Raw genomic sequence first — 17,961 nt, forward strand, 5'->3', positions numbered from 1 at the left:
ACTATTAGACAGACGCGCTGTATCCGGCATCGTCAACGCCCCTGGTGATTGGTGCGACGAGCACACGACCCGTCGTGCTCGTCGACCGCATCAAGAAGGTCACCACAGTGAGCATTGAGACGATGAAGGTGATCGATGCTCTCCGAACGGCATCGTCAACTTGAGTGATAGTCGCAGTGGTGCAGCCGGTTTGGCTTACTTCTGGTCCGGAAAGTGTTGGCTGGGTGCGTTGTTCAGGCCGCGGTGGAGGTCGCGGTGATGTCGTTCCACGCCGCGAAGCGTGCGGTCATCTCGCGTCGCCAGTCGGATGCCGACAACATGTGCCGCCGCAGCTGGAAGTGCCCCGTGATGCCGGAGAACGCGGACAGGAACCGTTGCGCCTGCCCGGGTGAGGCGAACCGCTTCATCCGGCGCTCCGTTGCCGAGTCCGAGTCGGCTGATGCGAGTTTTCGGCTCGATTGCTCAGATACTTCGACCGGCGATGCTCGACCGAGGGGGCTCGATCGGCCTGCGGGTCTTGGAGGTGACGGTGTCGTATTAGCTGGTGACGTAGGCGTCGGGCTGTTCGGGTGACTGCTATGAGTTGCCCGTTCTCGGTGATCGGGACCGTCGCGATGACCGCGCGGGTGGTGGTGTCGAGGGCGGTGGCGGCCGTTGGTGGGGGTGCTGTGCGATGTAAGCGGTTTGTCCGTCAGGTGCGGCGGCGATGCCGCCCGCGGATGCGGCCCCAGGGATGGTCGCGCTGACTGCGCGAGTAGTGGTGTCGATGATCGACCCCGAACCAGCGGTGAGCCCGTCCGTCTCGGTGACCTACGGCGTGCGGCCGTTGTCGGTGAAGTCGATCGCAAGAGGTGATGACCAGCAGCTGGTCGTGAGTCGAACACGGTTGTTGCGTTCTCTACGGCTCTCTAGCGGGCACGACACGGGGCTGCTCTCCGCGGCGTTCGTCGGTGTGGGCGTGGCACCAGGATGTTTGCCGGCCAGGTGGCTAGCCTCGGGGAGGTGAGCGGGAGCGAGCGGGTGGTGATGGTCGACATCGACGGCGGTGTGGCGGACCTGTCGGCATTCACTCACCTCCTGACCGCCGCTAACTCGGATGGGAGCCGCCGGCAGGCGTGGCAGCGGTTCTTCGACAATGTCGGACAGGCGGCAGTGGTCGAGGCGGGCCGGGATGTGGTGGAGGCGGTGGCCGGGCTGGGGTTCGTGGTGGTGTATTCGACGACCAGGCCCGTCTCGTACGCGGAGCAGACCCGGATGTGGCTCGGGGAGAACGGCTTTCCACCGGGGCGAGCACTGTTGTGTCGGGCTCGTGGCGATCACCGTACGGCCGTCGAGGTCAAGGCCGGCCATTGCCGGGCCGTCGGGCGATGGTTGTCGGCGTTCGTCGACGACGAACCGGAGACCGTAGACGCATTGCGGTCCCGCGGGGTGCGGGCGCACTCCTTCGAGGAGCTGTCCGGGCTGCGGGTGCAAAAGCTGCGCGCCACGCTGACCGCCGGGGCAGGTGGGAGACCGACCGGTCACAGGATGCACCGACCACGCGGTCAGGGCCACACGGTGCGCCGCACCGCAGGCGCGGCACGCTGACACAGGGAGAGGACTGAGCCGTCCTGCGGACCGGTGGGCCGCGAGCGGAGCGGAACCACGCGGGCGCTGGTCGCCGTGTCACCGGCCCCAGCGGCGCGACGGGTAGAGGGGCCCGCGCTGAGCTGTTGTGGCGTCCTTTACTGCCTGGAACTGCGGGTATAAGACTACTTATCAAGGAGGTGTGGGTTATGACGATCATGGTGGACCGGGACCGGTTGTTCTCGAGCATGGCCGAGAACCGGGCGCGTGAGGTGGTCGCGCATATCGGGTTCCTGCGTAACCTGCGGCAACTGTACGAGGGCGGGGTCACCCAGACACGGTTGGCGCAGGTCAACGGCGTCAGCCAACCGGCGATCAGCCAGATGCTGCAGCGGGCCCGAGTCGAGGCACCGGATGTCCGTCCGGGCACCCACGGCGGCACCGCGTATGAGGTTGCCGCGCGGTGCGCGGCCGGCGAGATCGATCCGGCGACGATGCGCGCCGAGCTGATCGGCTGGGAGTACGACAAGCCCTGGTTGACACACGGGGTGTGCAGTTTCAGGCCGCGTGTGCGGTCTGATGGAGCGTCTCATATTCGACGGGTGTCAGTCGACCGAGACCGCGTTGCCGGCGCCGCCGGTGGTAGGTCGTCTCGATCCACCCGACGATCGCCAACCGTAGTTCCTCACGGCTGCTCCAGCGGCGACGGTCGAGAACATTGCGTTGCAGCAACGCGAAGAACGATTCCATCGCGGCATTGTCACCACATTGACCGGCTAATCGCGGCCCAGTTTGTGCCGATCGAGGTCAGAATGGTTCATCGTCGGGGCGGTGGATTGCGGCGAAGGCGGCGCAGTTGTTCTTCGTGTTTGGTGACGGTGGCGGCGAGCGCCTCGACCACGGTGCGAAGGTGCGCGACCTCGGTGGCGAGACCGGTCAGGGTGCGGGCGTCGGTTTGTCGGGTGCGGTGTTCATCGACGACGGCGCGCAGTTGCTTGTCCCGGTAGAGCGTCGCCCGGCCGATCTGGGCCTGTTCGGCGACGGCGGTGAAGGTGATCGGCTGTCCCGTGGTGGCGAGTTCGGCGCAGATCCGTTCAACCCTGACCAGGGCGTTCTCGCTCATGCGGTGTCCGATTGCGCGATGAGCGCGTCGAGTCGGGACACGAGGGTGTGATGCCGCTTCGCCTCGTCGATCCATCCGCGCTTTTCCGCATCTTCGGCGAGATCGTGAGCATCCACGCGTTGTGCAGCGAGTACTCCGAGGTGGGTGGAGTCGGTGTGGAAGCTCGGGCAGTGCTCGCAGATGTTTGCGTAAGGGCAAGAGCCTTGCGCGGGTGCCCGCAGGCAGTAGCCGCCGGCCAGGCGCGATTTGATCGCCGGTGCGTCCTTCCACCCGCCGTCGGTGATGTCGGTGATCGGGAGCTGGGTTCGGCCGGTGGGCATCGGCCCGATGTGGCTTTTCGCCAGGTTCAAGGCGCGTTCGTATTCGGTGCGCACGGTGCTGTCGAAGAGATGCGCGTAACGCAGACTCATTTGGCTCGAGACGTGTCCGAGAAGTGCCATCAGCGCTTGCAGTGATACCCCGGCGTTAATGAGCGCGGTGGCGTAGGTGTGCCGGAGTTGGTGCGGCGTGACGTGCCCAAGGCCTGCCGTCTCGGCTGCTCGGTCCAGTTCTGCTCGCACCGCGTTCTGCGAGAGCCGCTTTCCGTGGTGCGTGAACAGGAAATCCGCGGGCGCCCCGGTGCGGGGATGGCGCATGGGTCGGCCGGGTGAGCGGGTGGCGGTGATGCGATCGACGAGGGTGAGGACCTCCTCGTCGAGCGGAACCATCCGTTCGGAGTCGAGTTTGCCGAGGGGGACCTTCAGCCAGGATCCCTGGCCGGGTATTTCGTGGATGCAGTCGAGTTCGAGGTCGAGGAGTTCACCGATCCGCAGCCCGCATGCCCGCTGCACCAACAGTGCATCGGCTGCCAGTCTGTAGGGCGAGTCCGACAGTGCTGCAGCAAGTTTGCGGTCAGCATCAACGGGTAGGTATCGAGGGAGGAAACGTTGCGGACGGGGCAGATCGGTGCGGAAGATCAGCCGCCGCGCGGGTACGTCGTCCCAGCCCCATTCGGTGATCTCGGCGAGAAAATTGCCGACCGCATGCACGCGCCGGATCCGGTCCGCGACGGTGATCGGCTCACCGGTGACGGTGTTGACGGTGGTGGTCAGTGAGGTGATGAACGGTTCGATGTGTCGGCGCCGGTCCAGCGCGGACAGCGAGGCGATGTCGGGGTCGATGGCGGCGAGGTACCTGCCAAAGTGCGCCAAGCGGGTGGCGAGACTGCTGACCGTCTTGGCCACGCAGGTGGCGCGTTTGCGGTGCAGGTAGGCCACGAACGCCGGACGCAGCGCCGCGGGGACGTCGGCCATCCGCTCGTCGAGGGTGAGCGGCGTGACTGCCGGTCGGGCTTCACTGTCGAGGATCCCGAGGTGAAAGAGAATCTGCCGCGCGCTGTGGGTGGTGCTCCGGTAGTGCCTCGCACCTCGGCCGGTGCGCATCTGGCGAATATCGCACGCGTCCAGCAGGTCCTGCACATCGCTCTCGCGTAGATCGGCCAGGGGACGTTCGGTTTGAATCAGCAGCCTCGCGATGATTTGCGACCCGATGGCCGATGCGACGCGCTGGGTGAATCCCAATTCCAATGCTGCGGAGATGAACTGATTCAGGTCCGGTGCGAGGCAACTGTCGGTCAGTTCGTGCCAGAGGCTCGCGAGTTTGCGGGAGACGAGGTAGTCGTAGCCCGGTTGCAGCCTTCGGCTGACCATCAGGAAGGTGATGAACGGACGGGTCGAGCAGTTCGCAGCCAACCGTGTGTCGAGGGGCAGGTCGGCCCACCGCTGGACCTGCGGCCAGCGCCGCAGGAACGAGCGAGCGGCTTGGGTGTAGGCGGTGTTGCCGCGACGGCGCCGCTCGAGGTGGACCAGGTAGGCGGCGTAGATATCCGCCGGACTCTCAGGTGCGGGCGCGTAGTCGTGTGCGGGCTGCATCGTATTCCGCCTTGACATGTGTTGGTGCCAAATGGATGTAGCGGGCTGTGCTGTCGACGTGCGCGTGCCCGAGCAGTGCTTGCATCACTGCCAGATCCACACCGGCTTCGGCCATCGCGGTGCCGAAGGTATGACGGAGTGCGTGCGGGTGCCCGGCGGGCACTCCGGCTTTGAGCCGGTGATACCGGAAGATGGTGCGCAGCCCGGCCGCCGTCAACGGCTTACCTCTGTTCGGGCCTTTGGCGACGAGGAACAAGCGAGTGCTCGACGATTCGGGCCGCTCGGTGAGCAGATACGTTTGGATCAGCCCTGCGACCTCCACATCGAGTGGCACCCGGCGTTCCTTCGCGCCTTTGCCCACTACTCGTATCCAGCGGGCGCCGATGTCAACGTCGGTAACTTCGAGGGTCAACAGTTCTCCGGATCTCAACCCGGACAGCAACATCAGACCGGCGAGGGATCGGTCCCGCCACGTCCGCAGGCTGGAGAGCAGGTCGGCTGTTTCCCGGCGATCCAGGGACCGTGGTAGTCGCCGCGGCTCCCGCAGGCGTAGAACCGATCGGCGTTTCGGTCGCACCAGGTGTCCGAGTAGACCGCTGCGCTCCTCGGCGCTGACTCTGCGGGCTTCCCGTCCGCTGGGCATCGGGTTGCGCAGGTCGGGTTCGCGCAGCGTGCGGAAGGTGAACAGCCCGGTCAGGGCGGCGAGCCGGTGATTGATGGTGGTCGCCGAATAATGGTCGAGGCGCTTGCCGGTCATCGACAGCACGTTCGCGGGGCGTCCCACGATCGAGGTCTCGCGGCAATGCCGCATGAAGTCCAATACCGTGTTGGTGGTGACCGATTCGAGGTCGTAGTTCCGGGATTCGAGCCAGCGGCAGAATGCGAGCAGATCGTAGCCGTAGGCGCGCAGGGTACGTGGTGAATAGTTTCGGTCGGCGAGGTAGCCGAGGTATTGGTTGACCAGCGGGTAGTTGTCGGCATTGGGCCCGGACAACATCCAGGCGACGTCGGTGCCGGCCTCCAGACGCAGCGTGTGCTGATTCGTCATGAGACAGGTGTAACGCCACCGTCGATGGGGGTCAAGTATTTCCGTGGACGGCGTGTCGATTCATGGGTAACGATCCGGTGGATTAGCCGGTTAACAGGCATGCCCCCACCTTCCCCATAGAACCTTGTAAACCATTGCAGGCCAACAATTCTACGAAGATTCCGGAACGGAACTGGCTGCCGCGATCGGAATGTACGACGGTGCCGTCCGGGTTGCGGAGCGCAATGGCATTTCGCAGCGCCGAACATGCCAGGTCTGCGGTCATCCGGTCGGCGATCGAATAGCCGACGATCCGGGTGGAGAAGCAGTCCTTGATCGCGCAGAGGTAGAGCTTGCCCTCATCGGTCCAGTGCTCGGTGATGTCGGTCAACCACACCCGGTCGGGCTGCTGGGCGGTGAACTGCCGCCTGACCAGGTCGTCATGGACCGGTGGCCCGGATCGACGAGCAAGGCCGCGCTTCTTCGCGAACACCGAGAAGATCCGGTGCTGCGAACACAGCCGGTGGACGCGGTTCTCGCCGGCGACGATGCCGTGGGTGGGTAGTTCGTCGGCGATGAACCGGTATCCGAACTCCGGGTCGCCGGCGTGGATATCGAGTGCGGCGTTGATCAGATGGGCATCGTCCCAGTCCCGTCGGGACACGGGATCGGTGTTCCACTTGTAGAACGCTTGCCGGGAGAATCCCAGCACCCGGCAGGTCACCGCGACGGCGATACCATCGGCGGCAAGTTCACGGACCAGCGGGAACATCATTTTGGGTTGACATCGCGCGATAGGTAGGCCACCGCCCGACGCATCACCTCCGCCTCCTGTTCGAGCAGCCGGATACGTTTGCGGGCCTCGCGGAGCTCGTCGGATTCGTCCCGTGTGAGGCCGGGTCGGGTGCCGTCCTCGATGTCGGCCTTGCGCAGCCAGTTCTTCAGACAGGTCTCGGAGATCCCGAAATCCTTCGCGATCTGCTCCAGCGGGGCTTCGCGTTTGCGGGCCACGGCGACGACGTCGCGGCGGAACTCCTCCGGGTACGGCTTCGGCATGTCGATCATCCTTCCACCGTGAGGGCGGATCCCTCACAGGTCAGGTGTCAACCAGAGCCGGGGCAGTCCCATTCGACCTGCTTCTTGCTCCGACGCAGTGAACTCGGCTAGCTCACCGCTTCGGGCTTTGCACCACCGAACCGCCCTCTCGAACAGTTCTTCGTAGAAATTCGCAGTTCAGGGGTGCTCTCAAAGGTGGGCGATGTCGTCGCCTCCAAGCCGATACCCGTGAAGTGCTCCGGCCCTGTGGCTTGCGCCCACCGTTCGTTCCATTGTTCGGCGAGCCGAGTCCGGTCGACCGATGCCACTACAGCGGGAACCGCCGGCGTGAGAGGAGGCAGATTCGGTTTCACTATGCCGCCGATATCTGCCGCGTCACGGATGTACAGCATGACGGCTAGACCGAGGGGGTCAGCGATCCACGCCCTCCAACTCACACTCTCAGCGAAGTGCACCAACCAAGTGTGCTCCCACGTTGCAGATCGTGTCGATCTCATCCAACCTCAGGTTCGGTGTGGACCAGTACGCGATCCGTTTGCGGAACGTATACGCCAGGTACGCCGTTAGCCTGATGCGATGACGCAATGGGGGATCGTCGGGGTCGACCATCACCAGTTCGTGATGGGATCGCGGCAAGCTGACACCCTCGACGTTCAACAGCGCGGAAGTCTGCTCGAGGTCGGCCCCGGATTCGCCACGGTGCACACCGGTATCGCCTTCGGACCGGTGCGAGTCGGGGTCGAGGTCCTGGAGTCGGCGCCGCACGCTGAGGCATTCCTGGAGTGGGAAGTTATCGAGGAGGCCGACCTCGAGGTGACGACGGGACTCGTCGTCATGACCCTCACCGGTGAGCTCGCTGACGGACTCAAGGCGATACCGCAGCTTTCACCCGCCCGGTATCGGCTTCGCGCGCATGCACGGGGACGGGACGCCAATTGGGATATGGATGTCAGCGAACCGTCAGAGGAGTACTGGCTGCAACTGTGGCCTGCCACCGGCGAAAGCAACTTCGCCCAACTCAAGAAGGAGGACTCGGTCTGGAGTGACGGCGACGAACCCACGGCGAAGAATTCGATGCCCGATCCGGCTGCTGATGCCACACTTGCGTCCGCCGGCCCCGCTAGGGCGGTGCTGTCCGATCCCCATCGGAGTCTCGCTGAGAAGTTTGCCGAATGGGGTGGTCGCCCGCCCCCCGAACGATTCCGGCTATTCGACGATCGCGCCATCCGTGAGGCGGCGAAGCGACTCGCTCAACTCGACCGGGACCTCTTCGATCAACTGATCGAACTCCCGGAATCTCAGCAGGATGCCATTGCTCGTTGGGCAGCGAAAAGTGCATACGAGCGGGCCGGCCTCGCTGATATGGGTTGGGTCGCACCCGCCCTGACCGCACTCGACAAACACGAGCCACTTCCACCGCCCTTCGACAACGAAGCGCGTGCCCTCGAACGCCTCTCCAGAGACCCGGAGGCCCCGCAACAGATGTCCCTCCACGCGGACGGGCATGAGTACGTGCAATGGATCTATGCCGCCTCCTCGATCTTCCGGGCGCTCGAGACGAAGGAACTGGCGATGCTGCAACCCCTCATGCTCGCCGCTCTCACCTACGGAACCGACCATTACCAGGAACTTTTCGACGAGTTACGGCGAGCATTCGACCTTTGATCACACCCGCTAGCCGAACCTGCACCGGAACGAAGTGGCGTCCCAGCGCATGCCCGGCGGCAGTCGGCCCTCGTTCCGTAAGCGGATCGGCTACCGGTCGGAGGCGTCGTTCAGCTCGGTGTACTTCGCGAGGACTTGTGCCCGCTCGACACCGAAGGGGTAGCCGGCAACGAAAGTGGCCCCTATCCGAAGACCAGCTTCGCGTAAAGCACGGTAGAGAGTGTCTTCGATGGTTCCTGCGTCGCCTTCGCCTCGGATTCCGATAGATATCACCACGTCGGGACGCTGATGGCCTGTTTCCGTCCCTCCCGCAGTGGCGTCGTCGTCCAGGTCGAGTGGTCTGGGGCCAATAATCTGCCACTTGGCTCGGCCGGCGAGAAGTTCGGAAAGAGTGGCTCTGAGGACGCCGATGAATGCGGTGGCCTCTGTCGCGTTGGTCTCAAGCTGGAATTCGATGATCTCGGAATCTTGGATCGGCCAACGATCGAAGGCTGGTTCGCGAGGCATGCCATGAAGCGTAGGTAGGCCGGGCTTCTCAAGCGTGGGAATTCCGGAGTAGCTAGCGCAGCCTCCGATTTTGGCCAGTTGCTGGTCGACCGGAAGCGGAACCTGCACCGGGACGAGTTCGGCGATGTCGGATGCCGGCAGCAGTCGGTGCTCGTTCCGTACGCCGATCCGCCGTTGGGACACCAGTCGGCAGCGTAAGCGCGACAATGGGTGAATGACCGAGCTGCAGATCCGCGAGGCGACGTCGGACGATGCCCAGATGTGTGGGCGCGTCCTGTTCGACGCCTTCGAGGGGCTCGCCACGCGCCATAACTTTCCGATCGAAGCGGGCACGCCCGAATTCGCCGACTTCCAGATCAAGGCGATGCTGGCCACCGACGGCATCTACGGTCTGGTTGCCGAGCGCGACGGTCACATCGTCGGCAGCGCCTTACAGGACGAGCGCGGCAAGATCGTCGGCATAGGGCCCGTGGCCGTTGACCCGGCGGTGCCGGACGCGAGGGTGGGGCGTGCGTTGATGAATGCGCTGCTCGAGCGATCGCGCGAGCGCGACGTCGCCGGTGTGAGGCTGGTACAGACGGCGTACAACTACCGGTCCTTCTCCCTGTACGCCAAGCTCGGCTTCGCCGTGCGTGAGCTGTTGTCCGTCTTCCAGGGAACGCCACGCGGGTCCGCGATTCCCGGCGCAGTCGTGCGTCCGGCGACACCGGACGAGATCGCCGCCTGCGACGAGATCTGCCGGCAGGTGCACGGCCACGACCGCCACGGCGAGCTGCAGCACTGGGTCAATATCGGCACCGCCCGCGTGGTCGAGCGTGGCGGCCAGATCACCGGCTATGCGACGGGTTTCGGTTACACCGGGCATGCGGTCGGCAAGGCCGACGACGACGTCATCGCGCTGCTGGCCAGCGCCGACGAGTTCACCGGCCTCGGGTTCCTCGTGCCGTCACGCAATACCCGCCTCATGGCCTGGTGCTTCGATGCTGGGCTGAAGATCGTCCAGCAGTCGACGCTGATGACGAGCGGGCTCTACAACGAGCCGCAGGGCGCGTGGCTGCCGTCGATCGGCTACTAGTCTTAAATGCGTGGCATTTCCTCTGGCGAAGGGCTTCCAGCGCATCATCCACGAATTCGGTGCCAACTCCGAAACCCTGCGCAGCCGCCAAACGGGCTGAACCTATCCTAGCGATGGAGAAACGGCTCGGCTTCGCGGTCTATCTCCCTGAAGCCCCGGGATGACTGTCACAATCTGGTGAGACCCCGAAGAATCCTCGCAAATGGGATGCTCGCCGCCACGCCCTTTCGCAGGCTCGGTTGCAGCGTGCTGAGGTTGCAAACGACGATGTAGCGCACTCCGTGGTCACGCCATTCTGCTGCTTGCTCGATAACTTCGTCGGGTGTCCCGGTCAAGAGGCATTCTTTCAACAGTGACGCCGGAACTTTCGCTGTGTAGGCCAGCGCCGTCTGCTCGTCCATGGTTTGCGGGATCAGATCCTGTGCGCCGGAGAAGTCCGCTCCGAGCGGATGCTGTACGCCATGGCGCGCCCAGTCCTTGGCGGATACGTTAAACGCGAACGATTTCGCGACGTCGGAGTTCAGCGCTTCGTCTACGTCGTCGCGGGTGCGGCCGGTGAACACGAACAGCCAGATGGCCGGCGTGATGGACATGGGGTCCCGACCAGCGTCGGAGGCCGACGTCCGCACGGCCCCTAGACGTTGTTCATACTCATGTGGTCGCTGCGGAAAGGCCGGGAACCAGGCGTCGGCGTAGCGTCCAGTGGCTCGCAGCATGCGCGGCCCATGGGCGGCGATCCAGATTTCAGGCCATTTCCCGCGGTAAGGCGGAAGGTCGAACACGGCGCCGTGCAGCGGGAAGTAAGGCGAGTGGCGCGAGATGAGCTCGCCGCCGGAGTCCCACAGCGCGCGGATCGTGGCAATGGCTTCTTCGAACCGGGCCACCGGCTTGTCCCAGTCCACCCCGTAGGGTTCATTGCCTTCACGTTCGCCGACGCCGATGCCGAGTATCGCCCGCCCGCGGGTCATCAGATGCAGGGTTGCGGCCGCCTGCGCGGTCACCGCTGGATTGCGACGGCCGGCATCAGTGACGCCCACGCCGAGCCGCAGCCGCCCGATCCGGTTGCGGGCGGCAAGGTGGCCGAGCATCGTCCACGGTTCGAGGGAGGCGTCGATCTTTGGTATCAGTTTCGCGGCGCCGAGGTGCTGCGGCGTTGCGATCGTCCGCGGCATCAAGGCATTCAGATGGTCGGGCACCCAAAACGAGTCAATACGGCTCGCGACAGCGGTCAGATAGTTGGCTCGCACCAATACAGTCGGGGAATGGCGAGCGTTCAGGAGCTGGTCTGCGAGACCGACTTTGAATCGAGAGATCCTTCTCACGACCTTTCATCGGCGTGTTCTTGTCTAGTACAAGCGATCTAGGAGTCCTCCTCCGCAGCGTTCGGCCCCCCGTACTTGGGCACGGATCGGCGCAAGGCGACCATCATGAAGGGTATTCCTACCTCGGTGAGAGCGCGCTCGAAACATGGGTTCCTGCCCTGAATCGGAGGGAATTCACCACAATCATCACGCTCGGCCGGGTCCCAACCGTCACGACACGCCGCGTCGACGGAGGTGCCCCAGAAATGGTGGTTCGCGGGAGCTGGCCTCATGAAACACCGCAAGGGGATCGGCGTACGGAACGAGCACCGACTGCTGCCGGCATCCGACATCGCCGAACTCGTCCCGGTGCAGGTTCGGTTATCGGTGACGATTTACGCCCCTCCGCCCCCAGCTCCTCCGCCGCTGCTATTGAAGGGAAAAATATCGGTATGCGTGCCGTCCATACGGCGAGGAGAGAGTGATGAGTATGGGCTCGGTTCTCGATCATGCATTAACCCCCGCAGGACCAACCGCAGCCCTCGGAGCATCCTCTGGAGCCAGTTTCCCGAATGGACCGGCGCTGCCGAGGACCCGTACGGAATTGGCTCCCTACGAACGTAGTGCTCCATATGCCCAGCGTAGTCAGCACCTGATACACACGTGCCCGACTGCTCCGCGTGCAACAACACCGTGATCAATGTCCTCTGGGGCATCCGCTATCGGTGACCGTCAATCGCTCCCGACAGGGCGGTCGGCCACCCCGCCCATTCCGTCGGCGATTCCTTCGCCGGGTCGCTCAAGCGGCACGGATACTGACTGTGTGGAGCGGGACGAGGCGATCGCGACGAATCGGATACAGCGCGGTACGCCGGTGGCCTACAGGGGGGAGGACACCGACCGCGACACAATCCGGCGTCGCGACCTGCCCTGCTATTTCATGGACATCCAGGGCGAATCACCGACCCGACGCTGCAACACGTCCAGGTGGATTGGGTGGGTCTCGAGGATGAGCCAGCGAGCTTCGCCGTCGGATTCTGCCCGGCCACCGTCGACGGTGGATGGGCCGGTCCTACGGTGCCGGGGTTGGCAGAGATTTCGGAGGACGAGTTCAGGGTGCGGAAGCAACGAATTGAGAGCGGCCAGCGCCCCCTGCCGTGACCCGCTCCAGGCGGTGTCCGGTCATGGATCGTCATTCGGTGCTCCGATAGGCGTTCCTGTTGCCGAGCGTGTCTCGACAGCCACGCTGCCGGTTGATCAGGATTTGATGAAATGAGCGTTGATCACGACGTGGGTGGCGAGGCGCGAGCCCTTTTTCGTGTAGGTCAGGCCCCAGCTGCAGCGGTCGAGGTGTACTTCGGCGGTGACCGTCGCGGAGTCACCGGGGTAGGGTCATCGGTGTAGTGGACGGCACACAACCCGGGTCGGGACTGCGCTTCGACGTGCTCGGCCCGGTGCAGATGACGATCGACGGGATCGCCCCACCGCTGGGTGGGCCGAAGCAGCGTGCCGTCCTCGCCGCCTTGATCATCAACCGCAACCACCCGGTGTCCGCCGACGCCCTCGCCGACCGGGTGTGGAATCATCGGCCGCCGCCCGAGGCCCGGGCGAGCCTGCAGGTGTTTATCTCGAATCTGCGCCGAATGATGCGCCACGCCGGGATCGATGCCCGGGCGGTGCTGGCCAGCGCGCCGCCGGGGTACCGGCTGATCGTGCCGGACCAGGGTTGTGATCTGGGACGATTCCTCGCCGAGAAGCGGGCCGGAATCCAGGCCGCCGCTGCGCGTCGATTCGAGGACGCGAGCGGGCACCTGGCCGCCGCGCTCGCCGAGTGGAAGGGCACGGCTCTCGCCGATCTCCGGGATCTGGAGTTCGCCGAGACGTTTGCCGCCGCGCTCGAGGAGGAGAGGGTGTCGGCCCTCGCGGCCCGCGCGGAAGCCGAGATCGCGTGCGGGCGCGCCGAGGCGGTGATTCCCGAGTTGGTGTCCCTCGCGTCCGTTCATCCGCTTCGTGAGCCGGTGTGGGGTCAACTGATCACCGCACTGTACGTGTGTGGTCGACAGTCCGACGCCCTCGAGGCGTGTCGCCGGCTGCGCTCGAACCTGGCCGAGGAACTCGGCATCGATCCGGGCCGTGACCTGCTGGAACTGGAGGGCCGCATCCTGCGGCAGGAACCGTTGGCGGTGGTCGAGACCGCGTGGGCGACCGCCGCCCATACGGTCACCGTCCTCGAGACGCTCGAACGCGCCCTGGCCGCGCAGCTGCGTGATCGTGAGGGCCGGGCCTTTCGAATCGGATCGGCGGGGGTCAGGATCGGCCGGATGCCCGACAACGACATCGTGCTCGCCCAGAGCAAGGTCAGTCGGCACCACGCGATCATCGTGGACACCGGGATGAACTTCGTGTTGCGGGACCTGCGGTCCTCGAACGGTGTGTATGTGCGCGGCAACCGCGTCGTCGAGAGCGTCTGGCTCACCGACGGTGACATCATTCGGCTCGGCGACACCGAGCTCGAATTCCAGATCGTGGTCGAATAGCGCCGCACCTCCCCACCCCCGACGGGTGCAGGGTCATGACACCCGATCGGTACCCCCGCCTCGTCGGCATTCGCCGCCGCAAACGCTCCGGGTGCCGGTCGCGGCAGCCACCGTTGGGGGAGAGCACCGAGGGGCACACCCCGCCGAACCGGTTTCGCCCCGGGTGCGGCACCCACTCACCCGGGGCGTGCGGTCGGCGGCATCAGATCGGGAGCGCGTAGGTGTACTGCGGGCAGTACACCGTCACGGCGTCGGCGATGATGAAGCCCACCTGGTACGGCGAGTAGGAGGAGGACTCACTCAGGACATCCAGTCCGATGTCGTAGAAGCCGTAGCCGCTCTCGAAGTCCCCGCAGACCGCGTAGGCGGCCGCCACCATGTAGTAGGCCGAGCCGTAGGGGATGCCCTCCTGGTCGAGGGCGGTGAGGTAGACCTCTTCCGGCGCGCGATGGCTGGTGGCGTTGGCGACCCCGAGCCCTCCCACGGCGGCGACGCCGAGCACGGCGGTGACGGCGGCGACGCGAGCGGCGGACTTGACGGTCTTGGGGAACATGGCGGGTCCTTTTCTGGGAGTGCTTGGCGGGTACGAAAAGGATCTGGGATGTCGCTTGTCGGATTCTGAACGAAAACTTGTGATGGTCTCCGCGAACTCGACGCGGCCTGGCGCCGGTCACAGCGGGAGGACCGCCGCGTCGATGTGATGCCGCGTCGCCTCGGCGCCGTGGTCTCGTCGGATCCTGAGCCGAATTGTCCCGGGTCGGATGTGCCGCGCGGCCGGGTCGATCCATTCAGCCGTGCTTTGGATACGCGATGCGCGCCAAGCCCGGTCTCACCGTGCGCCGGACGATGCCGGGGAACCGAGCTGGGTAAGCGGCCACGCCGGGGTCGAGTTCTGGTTCAGGGCGAAGGGGTCGTGGCGCTGGTGGAACGCCGTGGGCCGGCGGATGCACCCGGCTCTGCCGCTACGGCCGAGGTGAACGATGTGGGCGACCGACTCTGCCGCCCCGTGAGTCTGCGGAGTCCTACACTCCGAGTGGCTCACAGACAGCGCAGCGGTCCGACCGAAGGCGGTGGTGCCGATGGGTGGTGCGGAACTCGAGCCGGGTGACGTGTTCGCCGGCTACACCATCCAACGGGTGTTGGGTGTCGGCGGGATGGGCGCCGTGTACCTCGCTCGCGATCCTCACCTGCCCCGGAACACCGCCCTCAAATTGCTGGACCGGAGCCTGACCACCGACGACTGTTTCCGCTCCCGCTTCGAGCTCGAGGCCGACCACGCGGCACGCCTGGAACACCCGAACATCGTGTCCGTCTTCGACCGCGGGCAGGAAGGAAATCAACACTGGATTGCGATGCAATACGTCGCCGGAACCGATGCCGCGGTGGCGCTGCATGAGGGTCCGATGGACCTAACGCGTGCCGTGCACATCATCGCTGAAACGGCCAAGGCCCTGGACTATGCTCACGAGAACGGCGTGCTGCACCGCGACGTCAAACCGGCGAACATTCTGTTGGGCACCTCGGGCACCGGGCAACCCGAGCGGGTCCTGCTCACCGACTTCGGTATCGCCAAGGCCCTCGACGAGACCCAGCACCTGACCAGAACCGGGTCGCTGGTGGCCACCCTGCAGTACTCGGCGCCGGAAGTCTTCGCAGGCATTCCACTCGACGGTCGCGCAGACGTGTACTCGCTGGGATGCACACTATTTTGCCTGCTCACCGGCCGCCCGCCGTTCACCGGAAGCACGCAGGAAGTCATGCGCGGTCATCTCAATTCACTCGCGCCGCGGATCAGTGCTGTGCGCTGTGATCTTCCGCCGGCCATCGACGACATCGTCGCCGCAGCGTTGACGAAACGCCGCGAAGACCGGCTGCCGACCTGCCGCGCACTCGCGGCAGGCGTTCAGCTCGCCCTGTCGAACGTGCAGTCCTCGCATACGGCCCAGTCCACCAGTTGGCCAACGCAGACGACGAACGTGCACGGCACACCTCATGCCCAGACGACTCGGCGGCCGACCTCACCACAGCATGGACCACCACCGCCCCGGCCGACACCGCAACCACCCCCACCGCAGACGGTCAGCGTTCCACAGCGGCGAAATCGGGTGCGCGTTCTGCTTGCGCTGGCCGTCCTCACACTCGTGGCCGTCGGTGCCGCAGTTGCGTTCATCTACTGGGGAAACCGGTCACCGACGCAGACCACGCTGCCGTTCAACGGCCTCAACTCGCCCGTCGGCGTGGCCGTCAACACCGCCGGAGATCTCTTCGTCGCCGACACCAACAACAATCGAATCCTCAAACTGGCCGCGAACTCCGACGACCAGGACGTACTCCCGTTCACCGATCTCGACCACCCCTCGGGGGTCGCGACCACTGCCGCCGGCGACGTCTTCGTCGCCGACACAAAGAACAATCGGGTGCTGAAACTCGATGCCGGAGCCGAAACCCAGACGGTGCTCCCGTTCACCGACCTGGCCGGACCCGCCGGAGTGGCGGTCAGCGACGCCGGACACCTTTTCGTCGCCGACAACAACAACAACAGGATTGTCGCGCTACCCGCCGGCGCCGCGAACCAACAAGTGCTGCCGTTCACGGACCTTCACGGTCCGGTCGGGGTGGCGGTCAACACCACTGGAGACGTATTCGTCACCGATACCGACAACCACCGCGTGGTCTTTCTTCCCGCCGGCGGAACCGACCAGACCGTGCTGCCGTTCACAACGCTGGCCTCCCCTACCGGTGTGGCGGTTGATTCCACGGGTGATGTGTTCGTCGCCGACTACCAGAACCGTCGTATCGTCGAACTTCCAGCGGGTGCCGACACCCCGACGGTGGTGCCGTTCACCGGTCTGCACCGCCCGATCTGGGTCGCGGTCAGGGCCACCGGTGATCTCTACGTCACCGATGGCAACACGGTGTTGCGACTGCCGAACGACCGTTGATGTCGTCCTTCCGACCGGTCACGGTCAGCCGCCACCATCTACTTGGAACGAACCTGGCCAGCTTCCATAGCCCACGGACGTGACGCCGTTCGATGTCGAACCTTCGTACGAGCTGAGACCCGGCGAAATCTGGATTATCACTATTCCGCCTGCCTGCTGGGAAATCACTCCCGCATGCACACCGGCCGTGCACACGCTGGAGTCATCCGTGTAGGTGCCCGAGCCCCACACGGTGCCGAAAGCTCCACCCGGCGGGCACTCGAACGACGCTCGTCCTCCGTCCTGGCCCCGGAAAGCCTCGGCCGTCATACTCCAGTCAGCTGATGGCGGAGGCTGCGTGACCGGCGGCTCCACGGTCGTCCTCGGTGGTGGGGGCGGCTGCGTCCGCTGGGGTGGCGGCGCGACCGTCGTCCGCGGTGGGGGCGGCTGCGTCTGTTGAGGCGGCGGCGCGACCGTCGCCCGCGGTGGGAGTGGCGGCACTGTGGTCCGCGACGTCGTCGGTTGCTGCTGCGGTGTCCCGCTGCCGACGTTGATCACCACAGGTGCCCCCGTCACTATGTTGATGACCGTGAGCTGGGTGACCGGCGCGGGTGCGGGCTGCACGACGATGATCTTGTCCGGCGCGAAACCCGGCCACCGCTGCCCGGTGTATGTCGGGGCTGCTGTGGTGGGCTGCGGCGGCAACAGCGGGTTCCCGCACTGGCACCGAACCCGTGGCACACCGCGGTCGTCGACGAGAACTGCCGTCCCGGCCTGCAGCACGGACTGCAGTGCGGTCGGTCGGTCATTCTCGTACCCGTGGTTCGTCACCCGGGTGTCGGAACCGAGAATCACGGGCGTGAGCGACTCGACATAGGCGCGGATGTCGGTGACAGTCAACACTTCGCCGAACGCGTTCCGCTGTCCCGGATTCTGCTCGAGGAATCCGATCAGTTTCAGCTTGTCGCAGACCGACAACTCGAGGGAGCCACCGTAGATTCCGGTTCGGTCGCCCGGCACGGCAATCAACCCGGGCCGGCCCGGATCCGGCGCACCGGCAGCCACCGTCGGCATCGACTCCGGCAGCGTGGTCGGCGCATCGGGGGGCACCACCGGCGGCGTCCACGGAAACGGCCCCTCGGATGCCGCCGCCTCGAGCAACACCTCACCCTCATCCGCGTCGCCCCTCACGAACAGCAGATAGCCGCCGACGAGCACTCCGATCAGCACGGCGGCGAGCAACCCGAACAACAGAGGCCACCGGCCACCACCC

Annotated in this window: 12 protein-coding genes and 3 pseudogenes; 5 read left to right on the forward strand and 10 right to left on the reverse strand. The window is 65.3% G+C overall.

All coding sequences use genetic code 11. From position 1 onward, the window contains the following. Positions 1-233: 233 nt before the first annotated feature. Positions 234-493: pseudogene (locus OYT95_RS42600) on the reverse strand (IS6 family transposase); the annotation flags it as partial. Positions 494-1,002: 509 nt separating this feature from the next. On the opposite strand from OYT95_RS42600, the gene OYT95_RS42605 reads away from it, so the two are divergent. Continuing rightward, positions 1,003-1,587, forward strand: coding sequence for an LNS2 domain-containing protein (locus tag OYT95_RS42605; protein WP_268792539.1), 585 nt, complete (start codon positions 1,003-1,005; stop codon positions 1,585-1,587). 537 nt (positions 1,588-2,124) lie between these two features. On the opposite strand, the pseudogene OYT95_RS42610 reads toward OYT95_RS42605, so the two are convergent. The 5 genes and pseudogenes from OYT95_RS42610 to OYT95_RS42630 form a co-directional block, all read right to left on the reverse strand. After that, positions 2,125-2,340 (reverse strand): annotated as a pseudogene (locus OYT95_RS42610) (IS3 family transposase); the annotation flags it as partial. A 43-nt stretch (positions 2,341-2,383) separates the two neighbouring features. Beyond that, on the reverse strand, positions 2,384-2,689 hold the full coding sequence (locus OYT95_RS42615) for a hypothetical protein (protein ID WP_009480802.1): 306 nt from the start codon (positions 2,687-2,689) through the stop codon (positions 2,384-2,386). Continuing rightward, complete coding sequence (locus OYT95_RS42620; RefSeq protein WP_268789436.1) at positions 2,686-4,599, reverse strand: tyrosine-type recombinase/integrase; 1,914 nt, start codon at positions 4,597-4,599, stop codon at positions 2,686-2,688. Before OYT95_RS42620 ends, OYT95_RS42615 begins: the two co-directional genes overlap by 4 nt. Further along, a complete protein-coding gene (locus tag OYT95_RS42625; protein ID WP_268789437.1) occupies positions 4,565-5,647 on the reverse strand; it encodes a tyrosine-type recombinase/integrase in 1,083 nt (360 codons plus the stop codon). Before OYT95_RS42625 ends, OYT95_RS42620 begins: the two co-directional genes overlap by 35 nt. Positions 5,648-5,744: 97 nt before the next feature. Beyond that, positions 5,745-6,682, reverse strand: a pseudogene (locus tag OYT95_RS42630) (IS3 family transposase); the annotation flags it as partial. A gap of 576 nt (positions 6,683-7,258) precedes the next feature. Between OYT95_RS42630 and OYT95_RS42635 the strand changes: the two are divergent. Then, on the forward strand, positions 7,259-8,347 hold the full coding sequence (locus OYT95_RS42635; protein ID WP_268792540.1) for a transposase: 1,089 nt from the start codon (positions 7,259-7,261) through the stop codon (positions 8,345-8,347). Positions 8,348-8,437: 90 nt separating this feature from the next. Here OYT95_RS42635 and OYT95_RS42640 read toward each other — a convergent pair whose 3' ends face one another. Then, complete coding sequence (locus OYT95_RS42640) at positions 8,438-9,037, reverse strand: hypothetical protein (RefSeq protein ID WP_268792541.1); 600 nt, start codon at positions 9,035-9,037, stop codon at positions 8,438-8,440. Between the two features lie 31 nt (positions 9,038-9,068). Here OYT95_RS42640 and OYT95_RS42645 point away from each other — a divergent pair, with 31 nt between their 5' ends. Further along, positions 9,069-9,929: a GNAT family N-acetyltransferase gene (locus OYT95_RS42645; protein WP_268792542.1), complete on the forward strand. Its 861-nt coding sequence runs from the start codon at positions 9,069-9,071 to the stop codon at positions 9,927-9,929. 167 nt (positions 9,930-10,096) lie between these two features. Here the strand turns inward: OYT95_RS42645 and OYT95_RS42650 are convergent, their stop codons facing one another. Then, complete coding sequence (locus OYT95_RS42650; RefSeq protein ID WP_268793245.1) at positions 10,097-11,242, reverse strand: LLM class flavin-dependent oxidoreductase; 1,146 nt, start codon at positions 11,240-11,242, stop codon at positions 10,097-10,099. Positions 11,243-12,633: 1,391 nt separating this feature from the next. Between OYT95_RS42650 and OYT95_RS42655 the strand changes: the two genes are divergently transcribed. Beyond that, positions 12,634-13,767, forward strand: coding sequence for a BTAD domain-containing putative transcriptional regulator (locus OYT95_RS42655; RefSeq protein ID WP_328286577.1), 1,134 nt, complete (start codon positions 12,634-12,636; stop codon positions 13,765-13,767). Positions 13,768-13,969: 202 nt separating this feature from the next. Here OYT95_RS42655 and OYT95_RS42660 read toward each other — a convergent pair whose 3' ends face one another. Then, a complete protein-coding gene (locus OYT95_RS42660; RefSeq protein ID WP_268792543.1) occupies positions 13,970-14,320 on the reverse strand; it encodes a DUF732 domain-containing protein in 351 nt (116 codons plus the stop codon). 526 nt (positions 14,321-14,846) lie between these two features. On the opposite strand from OYT95_RS42660, the gene OYT95_RS42665 reads away from it, so the two are divergent. Then, the gene (locus tag OYT95_RS42665) at positions 14,847-16,709 is read left to right on the forward strand and encodes a serine/threonine-protein kinase PknD (protein ID WP_268792544.1); all 1,863 of its coding nucleotides are present in this window, start codon (positions 14,847-14,849) and stop codon (positions 16,707-16,709) included. Between the two features lie 24 nt (positions 16,710-16,733). Here the strand turns inward: OYT95_RS42665 and OYT95_RS42670 are convergent, their stop codons facing one another. Beyond that, a complete protein-coding gene (locus tag OYT95_RS42670; RefSeq protein WP_268792545.1) occupies positions 16,734-17,939 on the reverse strand; it encodes an LCCL domain-containing protein in 1,206 nt (401 codons plus the stop codon). Positions 17,940-17,961: the final 22 nt, after the last annotated feature.

This window comes from Rhodococcus sp. JS3073, from assembly GCF_026810085.1.
GTDB lineage: Bacteria > Actinomycetota > Actinomycetes > Mycobacteriales > Mycobacteriaceae > Rhodococcus_F > Rhodococcus_F wratislaviensis.